Below are 15236 nucleotides of genomic sequence, written 5' to 3' on the forward strand. Positions count from 1 at the left end.
CGGCCGAAAAACCTTGTCAGGCGTCTTCGGTTGGCCCAACCGTGCCATGGTCGACGGTCAGGAATTGCGCACGCCCCCTGAGGCTGGAGAACAGCGCGGCATCGGTTCCCGTCATGAAGGCCTGGCAGTTCAACTCCTCGAGGATCGAGAACAGTGCCGCCCGCCGCCCTCCGTCGAGATGGGCGGCGATCTCATCCAGCAGCAGGATCGGCGTCATTCCGGACATCTCGCCGGTCAGTCGTGCGTGCGAGAGCACGATACCGACCAGCAAGGCCTTCTGCTCGCCGGTCGAACAAAGCTCGGCCGGCATCGCCTTGGGCCGGTGCCGCACCAGGAGATCGGAACGGTGCGGGCCTTCGAGCGTTCGTCCCGCGGCACGATCGCGATCACGTCCACCGGCGAGCGCGCGGCGGAACCACTCCTCGACATCGACCGCCGGCGCGCTGGAAACCTCGGCTTCCAGATCGCCCGAAAGGCTGATGTCGGCCTGCGGGAACGGCCCCGTGTCGGGCAGCCTGTCGATCATGGCGGCGAGCAGGCGCACCAGTTCGGCGCGCGCCGCCGCAATGGCGACGCCGGTTTCGGCCATCTGCGTCTCGATCGCCTCGAACCAGCGATCGTCGCGAGATCCATCCGTAAGCAGGCGATTACGGCCGCGCATGGCCTTTTCGTAGTCGAGCGCACGCTGGCCGTGGCCGGGATCGATCGCCAGAACCAGCCGGTCGAGAAAGCGCCGGCGATCCGCGGCCGGTCCGGTGAACAGCGCATCCATGGCCGGCGTCAGCCACACCACGCGCAGCCATTCCAGCATGTCTTCGGCCGATCGGGCGGTCGCGCCGTTGATGCGAACGCGCCTGCCGCCTTCGCCCTCGCCGACGGAAACGCCCGTGCCGATCTCGACCCGGCCGTCGGGCCCATCGAGCCGGGCATGCAGCGCAAAGCCGCCATCGCCGCCTTCGCGCGCGACATCGGCGTAAGGGGCACGGCGCAAGCCACGCCCGGGCGTCAGAAAGGAAATCGCTTCGAGCAGGTTGGTTTTGCCGGCGCCATTGTCGCCGGAAAACACGACTGCGCCCGGGGCGAGATCGATCGCCAGCGCCGCATAGTTGCGGAAATTAGTAAGTGTAAGCTTACTTATATGCGTCTGTGCCGGCAACCGCTATCCGCCTGTAGAAGTGCCGCAATCATTGTTCTTGCCGCCGGTCCTGTCGCAGCGCCGGATCGATGATGCAGCGCCGGCTACACCCGCATCGGCATCAGCACGTAAAGCGCGGTCTCGTCGGCCATGTCGTGGATCAGGGTCGGCGAGCCGGCATCGGCCAGCATGAATTTGGCTTCCGTGCCGGTCAGCTGCGCGGCGACATCGAGCAGATATTTGGCGTTGAAGCCGATCTCGATCGGGTCGGACGAGTAATCGGCAGCCAGTTCCTCGGTGGCGCTGCCGGAATCCGGGTTGTTGACCGCAAGCGTCACCTGGCCTTCGCTGATCGAAAGCTTCACCGCGCGGCCGCGTTCGGAGGAAATGGTCGAGACGCGATCGACCGCAGCGGCAAAGCTCTGGCGGTCGAGGATCAGCTTCTTGTCGTTGCCCGTCGGAATGACCCGCTGATAATCGGGGAAGGTGCCGTCGATCAGCTTCGAGGTCAGGACCACGCTGCCGATGGTGAAGCGGATCTTGGTATCGGATAGTTCGGTGGTCACGGCGACATCCGGATCGTCGACCAGTTTCTGCAGCTCGCTCACCGTCTTGCGCGGAATGATGATGCCCGGCATGCCTTCGGAACCTGCTGGCGCGTCGATTTCGGCGCGCGCCAGGCGGTGGCCGTCGGTCGCCACCGAGCGCAGCTTCAGCTTGCCGCCGACTTCATGCGTGTGCAGGTAGATGCCGTTGAGATAATAGCGCGTCTCCTCGGTGGAAATGGCGAACTGCGTCTTCTCGATCAGCCCCTTCAGGGCAACCGAGTCGAGCCGGAAGATATGCGAGAACGATCCGGCCGAAAGTTCGGGGAAATCGGATTGCGGCAGGCACTGCAGGCGGAAGCTCGAGCGGCCCGACGTCACCGTCATGGCGTTGCCGTCCTCGTCTGTCTTCAGCATCACCTCGGCGCCGTCCGAGAGCTTGCGCACGATGTCGTAGAGCAGATGCGCTGGGACCGTCGTCGCCCCGCCACGCTCCACCTTGGCTGGCGTTGCTTCCGTCACCTCCAGGTCGAGGTCGGTGGCCTTCATTTCCAGGCTGGCGCCTTCGGCGCTGAGCAGCACATTGGACAGGATCGGTATCGTGTTGCGCCGTTCGACCACACGGTGGACGTGGTTGAGCGACTTCAGGAGATTTGACCGTTCCAGGATAACACGCATGACGAAACAGGCTCGCTTGAAAGGATGAGCGGGTCTCCGGCTGGCGGCGCCCCGCGAAAGGTCTGAACAGGCTCAGAATCTGCGTAAACTGACAGGAAAAAGCTAGCAAACGCAAGCCCGCGACACCGGTTCGGGCCGGCTGCGCGGGCTTTCTGGGGATAAACGCCGCGAAGACCTCCTGCCGGTGTGCTGAATCCGGAATCTGGATCGTCGCCGGTCGATGCCGCGAGCCCATTCCGAACCGACAGCTGGGCAGGCAAGCCGTTGAATTCTAACGCAGTTCCGGCTTGCCTGTTCCGGGCCCGATCAGGCCTGATCGTTGATCAGCCGTCGCAGCAGCTCGAGTTCCTGTGCCAGCGTGTTGTCATTGCCGGAAAGGTCTTCGATCTTGCGCACGGCGTGCAGCACGGTGGTGTGGTCGCGGCCGCCGAAGCGCCGTCCGATTTCCGGCAGTGAGCGGGGCGTCATCACCTTCGACAGGTACATCGCGACCTGCCGTGGCTTGACGATGGTGCGCGTGCGCCGGTTGGAAAGCAATTCGGTCTTCGACACATTGTAGTGGCGCGCCACGATGCGCTGGATGTCCTCGATGCGGACCCGCTTCGGCTCGCCGGTGCGATAGATGTGGCCGAGGATCTCATCGATGCGGTCGATGGTGATCTGCGGCTCGAACGACTGCCGGAACAGCAGCTGATTGAAGGCGCCCTCCAGTTCGCGTCCGCTGCCGGTCACGGTGCGGGCGACGTGATTGAGGATCTCTTCGGAAATATCGAGCGATGCGTCGTCGACCCTGGCCGTGGCCAGGCGCAGCTTGAGCATGCCGAGGCGCATGGCGAAATCGGGCGCCGACATTTCAAGCGCGACGCCGCCATTGAGACGCGAGCGGACGCGCGGCTCCAGCGATTCCAGCTCCGACGGCGGCCGGTCGGCAGCGACAACGACCTGCTTGGCGCTGTCGAGCAGCATGTTGATCAAATGGCAGAATTCATGCTGGATCGACTTGCCCTGCAGGAACTGCATGTCGTCGATGATCAGGAGGTCGATGTCGCGCAGCTGCTCCTTGAGCGTCAGCGCGTTGTTGTCGCGGATCGCCGTGGCGAAGCGCCACATGAAATATTCCGCGGTGAGATAGACGACGCGGGACTTCGGGTTCTGCTTCAGCGATTCCGCCGCGATGGCCTGCAGCAGGTGGGTCTTGCCGAGCCCGACGGTCGCATGCAGGAATAGTGGATTGAAGCGCACGGCGCTCGACTGCGATTCCGCCACGGCCTTGGCGGCGGCGAACGCCACCCGGTTCGACGGCCCCTCGATGAAGGAGCCGAACGTGTAGCGCGGATCAAGCGGCGACCCCAGAACATTATGGCGGAACTCGCTCTCGACCGCCGCACCCGGGCGCGGTACCGGGGGCCGTTCGACCCTGCCGGGGCTTACGGTGCCGGCGGCCAGCGCCGTCTGCGTCTGCCGTGTCATCTTGCGCGCCGGCGCCAATTCCGGTTCGACCTGGCTGCGCCCCTGACGAGTGGCCGTGCGCACCACGATCTCGATCTTGAGGAGATCGGCATCCTCCTGCTTCCACAGTTCGGAGATGAGGTCGAGGTAATGGCCATTGATCCACGAGCGCAGGAACGCGGTGGGGACCGAGATGCGGACAATGCCCTTGGACGCTTCCGCGACCTTCATGCGGCCGAACCAGCTCGAATAGACTTCAGCTCCCAGACGCGCCTTCAACTGGGCTTTGACCCGGTCGAACTTCTGTTCCGCGTCGCTGGAGACCGCCATCTCGTTTGCTCCGATCAAAGTTCCAGGAAATGGGAGGTCGCCCGTAAGCTCCCTTTCGATGCCGCTCTGCATGATCGAGTTCCTTGTCTTTCTGTACCTGTTTTCCGCCGGGGACGCGCCTCCTGCATCCTTGTTCCAGCGACTGTGTCTTCGCTACGATGCCCGTTGCCGCCGCCGGCAATGAACGTCGCCACAATCCGTAGGGAACCGGTGCCGGCCCATGGAAGCCAGTCCGCGTTGGGTATGTCAGGGCAATACAACATCGTCCGGCGAAAAACGCCGGCGCGCTGTCAACCTGCCATGTCTCGTTACGCCAGTCCCCTACCGTATCGAAAAGAGCAAACCAAAGCCGTCCGCGGAATTGATCCGCGTCGCAAATCCCGCCAATTTAAGCTGGCCGCGTCAGGCTGGGTTAAGGGCCAGAGGCCCGTCCCCTTCGATGGATGGACATTACCGAAATCGCTGTGGATAGGGCAAGGCCACGTCTAACGGATTTTTAAGGAATCTGGTTACCTCCGGCGCCTTCGGGCGCCATACCGCAGCGGCGTATTTTGACAAAGCCATTGTGATTCAAACCCTTTTCCGGCGAATATGAAAAAGCCGGGCCGATACGAAATATTCTGAAATAATTCGCTTGACAGCCAGTTGTCCTCCCGTCGCTTTCGAGCGCTGTGGATGGGCTGTGGATGACCATTGGTAACTATCTGAAAAATATTGCTTATTTCTGATAGCCGGGGATTTCCTGGGCGACGCTTTTTAAGCGTGACAACCATCGGCGGGCATGTATGTGCCGGCAAAGCATTTGGAAGCTTGGAAGCCGCCCTAGGCGCCGTTTCCGAGCATTCTTTTTAAGTACTTGCCGGCAAACGAAAAAAACCCGGCGCGATCGGCCGGGTTTTAGACAAGCTAGTCTGTATAGCGATGTTAGGCCGACAGCACCTTGAGCCGTGCGGCCAGGCGCGACACCTTGCGGGACGCTGTGTTCTTGTGGATGACGCCCTTGGTTGCGGCACGCATCAATTCCGGCTCGGCGGCCTTGAAGGCGGCCTGCGCGGCTGCCTTGTCACCGGAGGCGAGCGCCTCTTCGACCTGGCGGACATAGGTGCGCACGCGCGAGCGGCGGTTCTTGTTGATCGCCGCGCGGCGGGCGATCTTGCGCGTTGCCTTTTTGGCCGAGGATGTGTTGGCCATGATGCCTCTCTTCTGATCTGGTCGGCGCACGCGGTATGCCGCAGGGCGCAAAAAACAAACGGGCAGCCACAGGGCCGCCTCGGTTGGTGCGGCTTATAGTTCAGCTTTTCCGGCGCGTCAACGCTGCCTGGCGTTCTTTTTGGCCGACGCCACAGGGTTTCGATCGCGGGCCGGCAAGGCTCTACCGATTGGCGAAATTCGGCTTCCGCTTTTCGGCGAAGGCCGCCATGCCTTCCTTCTGGTCTTCGAGCGCGAAAAGCGAATGGAACAGACGACGTTCGAACCGCAATCCCTCGGCCAGCGTCGTCTCATAGGAACGGTTGACGGCTTCCTTCGCCATCATCACCGACGGCAGCGAGAAGTCGGCGATCTTGGCGGCCGCCTTGACCGCCTCCTCGACAAGCTCGGCGGCGGGCACGACCCGCGACACCAGACCTGAGCGCTCGGCTTCCGCCGCATCCATCATCCGTCCGGTCAGGCACATGTCCATTGCCTTCGACTTGCCGACAAACCGGGTCAGGCGTTGCGACCCGCCCATGCCGGGAATGACGCCGAGCGTGATTTCGGGCTGACCGAATTTGGCCGTGTCGGCGGCAATGATGAAGTCGCACATCATTGCCAGTTCGCATCCGCCGCCGAGCGCATAGCCGGCCACCGCGGCGATAACGGGTTTGCGCACCCGCGTCAGGTCTTCCCAGCCGCCGAACAGGTCCTGCAGATAGGCGTCCGCAAAGGAGATTGCCTGCATTTCCTTGATGTCGGCGCCGGCGGCAAAGGCCTTGTCGGAACCTGTAATGACCACGGCGCCGATGCCGGCGTCGGCATCGAAGTCCTTCACGGCCGCGACCAGTTCGGCCAGAAGCTGAAGGTTCAGCGCATTGAGCGCCTTTGGCCGGTTCAGAGTGACCAGTCCGACCTTGCCGCGCGTCTCGGTGATGATCGTTTCATAGGCCATGGCTGCTTCTCCTCGCTCCACCCCGGTCTAACTCAGCTCTGACACGTCCGGCAATAGAAGGTCGAGCGTCCGCTCTGCACGACGCGCTCGATATGGCCGCCGCAGCCGGGCTTCGGGCAGGGCTCGCCCTCACGGTCGTAGACGGCGAAGGAATGCTGGAAATAGCCCAGCGATCCATCGGTGTGCATGTAGTCGCGCAGCGAAGACCCGCCGGCGGCGATGGCATCCGATATGACCGAGCGGATCGCCTCGGCGAGGCGTTCGCTTTGTTGTCTGGCCTTCTTGCCCGGCTTGGCGATGGTGCCCGCCTCGCGCAAGGGCGACAGGCCGGCGCGCCAAAGCGCCTCCGAGACATAAATATTGCCAAGTCCCGCGATCAGCTTCTGGTCAAGAAGTGCTGCCTTCAGCGGCGATCCGCGGCCTTGCAGCAACGAGGCCAGCAGCGCGCCGTCCAGCGTATTGCCCGTTGGCTCGACGCCCAGCCCGGCCAGCATCGGATGCGTCTCCGGCGATCCTTCCGCAAACAGCATGAAGCCGAAGCGGCGCGGGTCGTTGAAGATCACGCGGGACCGGGCGCCGTCGGCACCGACCACATCGAACACCACATGGTCGTGTACCGTGCTTTTCGAGCGCTCTTGGTGGAACACGCCGGGTATCTCACCGTCGTCGTCGGTCTCGATGCGAAAGGAGCCCGACATGCCGAGATGGCAGATCAGCACGGGGCCGTCCTGCACATGCATGGTCAGATATTTGGCCCGGCGGCCGAGTGCGGTGATGGTCCTGCCCGTCAGCCTTTCCGAAAACCGTTCGGGAAAGGGAAACCGGAGGTCTGGCCGACGCGCCTCGACCCTGATCAGACGGGCACCTTCCAGGACCGGCTGCAGGCCACGCCGGACCGTTTCGACTTCGGGCAATTCAGGCATGGCCGCCAATCATCGGATGGAAAGAAGTGCCGTAGCGGCCGGGCGCCAGCCCGAGGTGGTCGGCGACGGTTTCGCCGATATCGGCGAATGTCGTTCTCAATCCGATGTCGCCACCTGCCAGATCCGGTCCCATGCCGATCACCGGGATGCGTTCACGCGTGTGATCGGTCCCTCGCCAGGTCGGGTCATTGCCGTGGTCGGCCGTCAGGATGAGAAGGTCGCCCTGCCGCAGCTTGGCGAATGCTTCCGGCAGCCGTCGGTCGAAGGCCTCGAGCGCGGCGGCATAGCCGGCGACGTCGCGGCGGTGGCCGAATTCGGTGTCGAAATCGACGAAATTGGCGAAAACGAGATCGCCGTCGCCGGCATCGTCCATCGCACCGAGCGCCTTGTCGAACATGGCCATGTTGCCGGCGGCCTTGCGCACTTCCGAAATCCCGCGATGGGCGAAGATGTCACCGATCTTGCCGACGGCGATGACGCGGCTTCCCCGCGCCGTCAGCCGGTCAAGCAAGGTCGGCTCCGGCGGTGGCACGGCATAGTCATGGCGATTGTAGGTCCGCTGGAAGGTGGCGGCGGTCTCGCCGACGAACGGTCGTGCGATCACGCGCCCGATTCTGAGCGGATCAACCAGCCGGCGCACCACCTGACAGAATTCATAAAGCCGATCCAACCCGAAATGAACTTCATGTGCGGCGATCTGCAGGACCGAATCGACGGAGGTGTAACAGATAGGCTTGCCGGTACGGATGTGTTCCTCGCCGAACCGTTCGATGATCTCGGTGCCCGGCGCATGGCAGTTGCCGAGAATGCCTGGCACCTCGCCCTCGCGGATCATCGCCGCGGTCAGATCAGCCGGAAAGGCGGGAACCGTATCCGGGAAGTAACCCCAGTCGAAACGCACCGGCAGCCCGGCGATCTCCCAGTGGCCGGAGGGTGTGTCCTTGCCGCTCGAAACTTCCTGCGCCGCGCCATGGAAGGCGTTGGCGACCAGATCCGTCCCGAAATGGGCAAAACCCAACCCTGTCGCCGTCTCCGCTGCCTTGCCAAGCCCGAGCGATGCCATGTGCGGGACAAACAGCGGCCCTTGCCGAAGCCGCTCGCGATCCGCGCGCCCTTCGACGCAAGCTTCGGCAATGTGCGCAAGCGTGTTGGCGCCGCCGTCGCCATAGCGTTCGGCGTCGGTCGCACCGCCGATGCCGAAAGAGTCCAGGACGAAGAGGAAAGCGCGCGCCATCGGTCATTGTTGCCAGTTTGGACGCCCAGACATAGGGTTCCAAGATGGCGTTGGCAATTCGGAAACCAAACGGCAACGGCTTGGCGCGACAGTCCAGTCCATGTCGCCCGAAAACGTGCAGCGGTTTTGGGACAACGGCATGGACAAACCAAGAGAGCATGTCGCCCAAGTGCGCGCGGGTTGGGGCAACGACGACAGATACAATCCGAGATGTAAAGCACGACGCACGGGCTTGGACATGGATCGAAGGAAACGCAGGACGGTCTTGTCATGAGCGCCGCGCTGAAGACATATGCTGCCCTCGTGGTCATGCACGGCGCGCTCTGCTGTGGTCCGGCGCGGGCCGACTGGCGCGACGATATCGGCACATTCCGCATCGGCATCGTCGCCGAGCCCGGCGCCGGCAACACTGTCCCGGGGCTGGCGCTGTTGACGCAATCCTTTACCAACGCGCTTGGCATGAAGGTGGAGTTTGTCGTCGCGCGCGACTACGCGGCACTGATCGAGGCGCAGGCCAACGCCCGGATCGAGTACGCCATCTATTCGGCGACGGCCTACGCGACGGCGCTGCAGCGTTGCGGATGTGTCGAACCGCTGGTGGCTCCGGTCGATTCCGATGGTGCGGTCGGCATCCGCTCCGTGCTGTTGACCCGGGACGGCAAGCTGTCAGGCCTGGCGGCGATGGAGACGCACCGGATCGCCATGCCGCCGCCGGACAGCGTCGGGGGCTCGCTTTTGCCGCTGACGGAGCTGGCCGCCGAACACGCAGAGATCGCCGAGGATGCTCCGTTTCTGCTCCATGCCGATACGGCGTCCGCGGCGGAAGCCATGCTTGTCGACGGCGATGCCGACGCCACGTTCGGCTGGGTGAGGGCCGCGGCCGACGGCCAGCCGCTGCTATCCGGCGGCACGCAGGCCAGGCTCGAAGCGGCCGGCCTTTCGCCGTCGGCTCTCCAGGTGGTGTGGATGTCGAGCCTGCTGAGATACGGTCCCCATGCCGTGCGCAGCGATCTCGACCCGGAAGCCAGGCGCCGGCTGACCGTATTCCTCACCAACCTCAAATCGACGACGCCGGATGTCTACGATCTCCTGGAATCGAAGCACTCCGGCGGCTTTCTGACCGTGGCCCCAAAAGACTATGCGACGGCGCAAGCCATCGTGCGCCTGGTGTCGGCCGATGGCGGCCGGCAGTAAAAGGCTTCAGCAATCGCCGCAGGGGATGGTCAGGCTTCTGCGCGGACGCAGGTAGTAGGTCTCGCCCATCGGGATCGTGGTGGTAAGGGATTGGGTCAATCCGAGCTTCTGCTGGGTGTCCGTCGTCCAGCCGATGATCGGTGTATAGGCCAGATTGCTCTCGACGCGGATGAGGAAGGTTCCGGCGACCCTGAGCGTTGCCGGAACCGTCGTGGTCGTGCCCGCGGCGGCACCGACGCCGTAGACGCCACCCGCCACCTTGCGCGACCACACCACTTTCACCAGCGGCGTTGCGTCGGTCGTGACCTGTATTGCCGTGATCGTGATGTTCGGCGTCGATCGGTTGTAGGGCTGAATGGTCGAAGTGCCGATTTTCATGATGGCGTCGAGATCCGTCTTGACGATGGTCGGCTGCTGCGTGACGAGATCGGCAACCATGCTGCCGATGCGGCTGACCTTCTTGCTGGTCTCGATGGCCTGCGAAGCCTCCATGGTCATGAAGTACAAGACCAGCAGGATCGGAACGATAAGAGCGAACTCGACCGCCGCGATGCCCTTGCGATTAGACCAGAATCCGATGGCTCTGCTCCAGGACTCCGAGATTTTCAGATGTGCCCCCGCACGCATCATGGCATTTGCCTTTTTCTTGTTGGTCGTTCTGAACTCAATTGTCGAACGGCTCGTTCTGCCAGGTCACCGACGCAAAATGCAGCGTCCTGCCACCACTCAGATTGGCCATCGACTTGGCCATCAGATCGGTCATGACAGGCCATTTGTAGAAGACCCGCAGCATGTTCTTAGATTCCGCCAGGCCAGGCGTGTTTGCGAAAGTCTGTGAGTTCGTGCCTTGCATCAGCACGACATCGCCGTTCTGGATCTTGAAGGTCGCGGTGGCCGCGTCCGCGAAGGTCGGATACTCGCGAAGGTCCACGAGCAGTTGTTGCGGGCAATCCGTGGAGACGATGATCTGCAGCCTGCCGCAGATCAGGGTCGTCAATTTGCTCCCGGCGACATCCGCCGGCCGCAGCTGGCCGGTGCGCAACTGACGCGCGACATCGTCGGTGATGTTGGCCATCACTTCCTGGCCGGCAAACGAGATGCAGCTTTCAAGGATGGCGAATATGAGGAGGGCGAACGGCAATGCAAGTATCGAGAATTCGATGGCGGTGCTGCCACGGCGATTGCGAAGGAAGCGCGTCAGAAACCCGGCGCGCTCCGCCTTGTGCTGATCTGTCGAGCTGAATTCGTTGCCCATGTCCTGTTCCTGCCACCCCTGGACGGTTCCGACAGGTGTACTAGCGCAAACCAATTGAGGCCCGGTTTGAATGATCGTTAAAGTCGGCGCCGGCGCCTTAACCGGCCGGTAACCTGGACAGGCTGGTGGCGCCGCGTAGCCTATTTGCTCACGCTCATCTCGGCCTCGGAGGATTTTTCAGCCTCGCTCTTGTAGGAGCTTTCGCAATAGGGCGTGCAGGACATGGTCTGGACCTCTGCACGCCGGTAAATGCGAACCGACGAGGCCGCCTGCCGCACGACGGTAACCTGCGCGTCGACGATCGGGCTGCCCTCCTGGTCGAGAACGACGAGATTGGTGACGCCGAAACCCTTGCCGGTGAGCACGATCGTGGAGGCGTCCTGGACCGAGGCATCAGCGATGGCCGGGTTGCCGACGACGATCGTGTCGGCGGGACGCGACAACTTCACGATCTTGGCCTGATTCATCGTCACTTCGATATCGGCGGCGGCCACGGCTGGCGTGATCAAGCTCGTGGCGGCAAGAAGCACGGCAATCAGGATTGAGGATCTCTGCACGGCCATCGATGCGCTCCCGCTAGCAAACTGTTCAACGGAACATGAACGAGATTGGTGAACCAACGGTTAAGTCGGCTTGCCGGCGCCGGATGTGGCGATCGACGTGGCTGTTCACGGGGTTGGATTCGCGCCAGTCGCAAGCTTTGCCAAAGCCTTGTCTTTCGCGGCATTGGCTTGGGAAACAGTAGGTTAGCCAGCGCTTAGCGTCGGGTTAACCACGCATTCCGTTCGAGCCGGGAAAGGAATCGGTAAGGCTGTTTATTAAGCCGATCGAAAGAGCTTCTCCCTAGATTGGCAGCATCCGATCAACCATCACAGAAGTTGACGGAAGTGCTGTAACACGTGGAGTAGGAGCTCTCGAATGTCTAACCTTTTTGCACGTTTCGTGAAGGACGAATCCGGCGCGACCGCTATCGAATATGGTCTGATCGCCGCCCTCATCGCGCTCGCCATCATCACCGGCGCCGGCGCCCTTGGCAATGCAATCAACGCCAAGTTCACGTCGATCGGAACCACCCTGAACAGCAGCGGCAGCTGATCTGCCTATTGCTGAACGCTCAGCTAATGTTCTGGACAGGGGCCGCTACATAGCGGCCCCTGTTTTGTTCTCGTTGGCAAGGGTGGGCGTCTCTCTTTACGGGTCTCATCGAACGTTAATCGAACCGGCCTATATTGAATTGCTTGGAAGCCCCTACAAATAGGCATGAGCGCCGATGCTTGAAGCCCTGATCTTCGTCGTCTTTCCGTTCTGCATGCTGTTTGCAGCGATCTCCGACATGCTGTCGATGACAATTGCCAATCGCGTGTCGGTGCTGCTTGTCGTCGTGTTCGCGCTGGTCGCGCCGCTGACGGGTATGGAATGGGCAGCCTATGGTTGGCATTTCGCCGCCGGCGCCCTGGTCCTTGCCGTGACGTTCGGCCTGTTCGCAATGGGTGGCATGGGAGGCGGCGATGCCAAGCTGCTGGCCGCGACGGCCGTGTGGATGGGGTTGAACATCCAACTCGTCGAATACCTTGTTGTCTCGACACTCATCGGCGGCCTGCTGACGATCGCCATCCTGCTTTACCGGAAGTCGCCGCTAGCGGTTATGACGGGCAGCAATCCGTTCCTGCGCCATTTCGCGGAAGAGTCGGTCGGGATTCCCTACGGGATCGCGCTCGGCCTTGGCGGGCTGCTGACCTATCCGGACTCACCTTTGATGGTGTGGGCGCTGGCCAGGCTTGCGAGCTGAACGCGATCGTTTTCCGTTTCCCCCACCGCATTGCCCGGCCGGCTTTGAAATGAGCCTTCGCTAGGCCCCTTTGATCCGTGGCGGCGCGATCCAGACAATTTATGTAAACCTTAAATTAATCACGATCGTAAGCATTACATTAACCTTGTTTTGACGATTGCCGCTGCAAAGTCCGGCTTGGCTACGTGGTTTGCCAAGGGCGAGGTTCGGACAGATGCCAGCATCCCGACTTATTATTCTTAGCGTGGCGGTGGCCGCGGCGGGTGGCGCTGGCTATGTCGCGAAGAACATGGTCACCGCGCCGCCGCCGCAGATCGTGGTCGATTCCGGCCCCCAGGCTCCCGCCGTGCCCCTGCAGGACGTGCTTGTGCTCTCGGGCGATGTCGCGATGGGCAACGCGCTTCAAAACAACATTTCCTGGCAATCCTGGCCGGCCGACGGGGTCAACGCGAATTTCATCACCAAGGCCAATGCTCCCGACGCCCTGGAGAAATTGAAGGCATCGATCGCCCGCGTGCCGATGTATGCCGGCGAGCCGGTGCGGCGCTCCAAGCTGATCGGCGAGGGGCAGAGCTTCATGTCGTCCATCCTGCCCTCCGGGATGCGGGCGGTCGCCACGACCATCTCGGCCGACACTTCGGCCGGCGGCTTCATCCTTCCCAACGATTTCGTCGACGTCATCATGACCCGCAGGGCGGATGCCAACAGCGGCAGCACCGGCTTCAACACCGAAACCATCCTCAAGAACATCCGCGTCCTGGCGATCGACCAGACGATCCAGGAAGACGAGGAGGGCAAGAAGACCAGGGTGGGCCAGACCGCCACGCTGGAGCTGACGCCCAAGCAGGCGGAGATCATCACCGTCGCCCAGCAGATGGCGGATCGCCTGACGCTGGCCTTGCGCGCGGTCGCGGACACCCAGGAAAAGAATGTGGGCGAGGCCGACTATCTCGTTTCCGGCAATGGCCGCAAGGGAACGGTGAGACTGATCAAGTCGGGCGAAGTCTCCGAAGTAGGGGCAAGGAAATGAGGCTAAGCGGTAAACTGCCGGCAATCGCAGCCGCGGCATTCGGCCTGCTGCTCGTGGGAACGAATGTGCAGGGCGTCGTCGAGGCGAAGAGCACGCAGGTGTCGGCCACGACAGCCACGCAGCGCGTCAAGCTCGGCCTCAACAAATCGGTGGTCATCGACCTGCCGAGCGATGCCTACGACATTCTCGTCGCCAACCCGACCGTTGCCGATGCGGTGACGCGCACCGCAAGGCGTATCTATCTGTTCGGCAAATCGGTCGGAGAGACCAACATTTTCGTCTTCGGTCCGAACGGCGAGCAGATCGCCAGCCTGGACCTGGCAGTCGAACGCGACGTCGCCGGCCTGGAGGACTATATCAAGCGTTTCCTCCCGACCTCGGACGTCAAGGTGGAACTGCTGAACGACAACGTCGTCTTGACCGGAATGGTCGATACGCCGCTGGACGCGAAGCGGGCGGTCGACCTGGCGACGATCTTCGTCTCCGGCGGTGAAGCAACGACCGGACAGTATTCGCAGACCGCGGCCGGCGGCTCGGCCCAGAGCGGCGTCGACATCAACAACCCCGACCAGGAACGACGGGTCTCGAAGATCGTCAATCTTCTGCAGATCATCGGCGACGACCAGGTCACGCTCAAGGTGACCGTCGCTGAAGTCAGTCGCTCTGTGATGAAGCAGCTTGGTGTCAACATGGTTGGCAGCGGCAACAGCAACGGTATCAGCTGGAACGCGCTAAGCTCGCCGAATTACGGCTTGGGCAAACCACTATCGCAGAATTCAGGCTTTAGCCTTGGAAGCGCAACCTCACCCTTTCAGGCTTACATAAATGCGATGGAACAGTCGGGAGTCATGAAAACCCTGGCTGAACCGACACTGACGGCTGTCTCGGGTGAGAAGGCGACATTCAAGGTCGGCGGTGAGTTCAATATCATTACCGGGCGCACAAGCAACGTCTCCACGGACAACCAGACCGGCCAGGTGACATACACCAACCAGCAGATTGAATACGGTATTGGCCTCGAGTTCCAACCGGTCGTGCTGTCGGCTGGGCGTATCAGTCTCAAGGTCAGGACGGCCGTTTCGGAGCCGACCACGGAAGGTGGCACGACCTTGGAAGCGGGGGGGTCCTTACCTGGCACCACACTGCTGTCTATCCGTAAGCGCCTTGCCGACACCACGGTCGAATTGCCTTCCGGCGGCTCCATGATGATTGCGGGTCTGGTCCGCGACGACGTGCGTCAAGCGGTCTCCGGACTGCCAGGTCTCACCAAGATCCCGGTCCTTGGCACCTTGTTCCGCAGTAGAGACTTCGTGCGCAACGAGACCGAGCTGGTGATTTTCATCACGCCCTATCTCACCAAGCCAGTGGCGCGCAACGATCTCGCCAAGCCGGACGACAATTTCAACCCTGCCAGCGACGGCGCCGCCAATTTTCTTGGCAAGGTCAATCGCGTCTACGGCACCATGCAGACAGACAAGCCCAACGGCCGTTACCACGGCGTTGTCGGCTACATCTACAAGTGAATGGG

At 62.2% G+C, this 15236-nt stretch carries 15 protein-coding genes; 5 read left to right on the forward strand and 10 right to left on the reverse strand.

All coding sequences use genetic code 11. The annotated features are described in order from the left end of the window. Positions 1-16 precede the first annotated feature (16 nt). The 7 genes from recF to FJV80_RS19205 all read right to left on the reverse strand — a co-directional run bounded on the left by recF (position 17) and on the right by FJV80_RS19205 (position 8440). Positions 17-1156 carry a DNA replication/repair protein RecF gene (gene recF / locus FJV80_RS19175; protein ID WP_142877138.1) on the reverse strand — a complete coding sequence of 380 codons (1140 nt, stop codon included), beginning with the start codon at positions 1154-1156 and terminating at the stop codon, positions 17-19. 83 nt (positions 1157-1239) lie between these two features. Continuing rightward, positions 1240-2358, reverse strand: a complete 1119-nt coding sequence (gene dnaN / locus FJV80_RS19180; RefSeq protein ID WP_010913340.1) for a DNA polymerase III subunit beta — start codon at positions 2356-2358, stop codon at positions 1240-1242. Positions 2359-2664: 306 nt separating this feature from the next. Continuing rightward, on the reverse strand, positions 2665-4209 hold the full coding sequence (gene dnaA, locus FJV80_RS19185; RefSeq protein ID WP_142877139.1) for a chromosomal replication initiator protein DnaA: 1545 nt from the start codon (positions 4207-4209) through the stop codon (positions 2665-2667). Positions 4210-5061: 852 nt separating this feature from the next. Then, positions 5062-5328 carry a 30S ribosomal protein S20 gene (gene rpsT, locus FJV80_RS19190; protein ID WP_010913342.1) on the reverse strand — a complete coding sequence of 89 codons (267 nt, stop codon included), beginning with the start codon at positions 5326-5328 and terminating at the stop codon, positions 5062-5064. Positions 5329-5509: 181 nt separating this feature from the next. Beyond that, positions 5510-6283: an enoyl-CoA hydratase gene (locus FJV80_RS19195; RefSeq protein ID WP_095787288.1), complete on the reverse strand. Its 774-nt coding sequence runs from the start codon at positions 6281-6283 to the stop codon at positions 5510-5512. Between the two features lie 32 nt (positions 6284-6315). Further along, on the reverse strand, positions 6316-7206 hold the full coding sequence (gene mutM / locus FJV80_RS19200; RefSeq protein WP_142877140.1) for a bifunctional DNA-formamidopyrimidine glycosylase/DNA-(apurinic or apyrimidinic site) lyase: 891 nt from the start codon (positions 7204-7206) through the stop codon (positions 6316-6318). Then, positions 7199-8440: a phosphopentomutase gene (locus FJV80_RS19205; protein ID WP_142877141.1), complete on the reverse strand. Its 1242-nt coding sequence runs from the start codon at positions 8438-8440 to the stop codon at positions 7199-7201. Before FJV80_RS19205 ends, mutM begins: the two co-directional genes overlap by 8 nt. Positions 8441-8710: 270 nt before the next feature. Between FJV80_RS19205 and FJV80_RS19210 the strand changes: the two genes are divergently transcribed. Then, a complete protein-coding gene (locus tag FJV80_RS19210; RefSeq protein WP_142877142.1) occupies positions 8711-9634 on the forward strand; it encodes a phosphate/phosphite/phosphonate ABC transporter substrate-binding protein in 924 nt (307 codons plus the stop codon). Positions 9635-9640: 6 nt separating this feature from the next. On the opposite strand, the gene FJV80_RS19215 is transcribed toward FJV80_RS19210, so the two are convergent. From FJV80_RS19215 to FJV80_RS19225, 3 genes are all read right to left on the reverse strand, one after another. Next, on the reverse strand, positions 9641-10264 hold the full coding sequence (locus FJV80_RS19215; protein WP_095771844.1) for a TadE/TadG family type IV pilus assembly protein: 624 nt from the start codon (positions 10262-10264) through the stop codon (positions 9641-9643). A gap of 34 nt (positions 10265-10298) precedes the next feature. After that, complete coding sequence (locus FJV80_RS19220) at positions 10299-10889, reverse strand: TadE/TadG family type IV pilus assembly protein (RefSeq protein ID WP_095771845.1); 591 nt, start codon at positions 10887-10889, stop codon at positions 10299-10301. Positions 10890-11029: 140 nt separating this feature from the next. After that, complete coding sequence (locus FJV80_RS19225; RefSeq protein ID WP_095771846.1) at positions 11030-11452, reverse strand: pilus assembly protein N-terminal domain-containing protein; 423 nt, start codon at positions 11450-11452, stop codon at positions 11030-11032. Positions 11453-11807: 355 nt separating this feature from the next. On the opposite strand from FJV80_RS19225, the gene FJV80_RS19230 reads away from it, so the two are divergent. The 4 genes from FJV80_RS19230 to FJV80_RS19245 all read left to right on the forward strand — a co-directional run bounded on the left by FJV80_RS19230 (position 11808) and on the right by FJV80_RS19245 (position 15231). Then, positions 11808-11984, forward strand: a complete 177-nt coding sequence (locus FJV80_RS19230) for a Flp family type IVb pilin (protein WP_027043512.1) — start codon at positions 11808-11810, stop codon at positions 11982-11984. Between the two features lie 175 nt (positions 11985-12159). After that, positions 12160-12678: a prepilin peptidase gene (locus FJV80_RS19235; RefSeq protein WP_095771847.1), complete on the forward strand. Its 519-nt coding sequence runs from the start codon at positions 12160-12162 to the stop codon at positions 12676-12678. Positions 12679-12892: 214 nt separating this feature from the next. After that, positions 12893-13708: a Flp pilus assembly protein CpaB gene (gene cpaB, locus FJV80_RS19240; protein WP_095791899.1), complete on the forward strand. Its 816-nt coding sequence runs from the start codon at positions 12893-12895 to the stop codon at positions 13706-13708. Further along, positions 13705-15231 carry a type II and III secretion system protein family protein gene (locus FJV80_RS19245; protein WP_095771849.1) on the forward strand — a complete coding sequence of 509 codons (1527 nt, stop codon included), beginning with the start codon at positions 13705-13707 and terminating at the stop codon, positions 15229-15231. The genes cpaB and FJV80_RS19245 overlap by 4 nt, the downstream gene beginning before the upstream one ends. Positions 15232-15236 lie beyond the last annotated feature (5 nt).

Origin of the sequence: Mesorhizobium sp. WSM4310 (assembly GCF_007003935.1) — a bacterium.
Classification (GTDB): Bacteria; Pseudomonadota; Alphaproteobacteria; order Rhizobiales; family Rhizobiaceae; genus Mesorhizobium.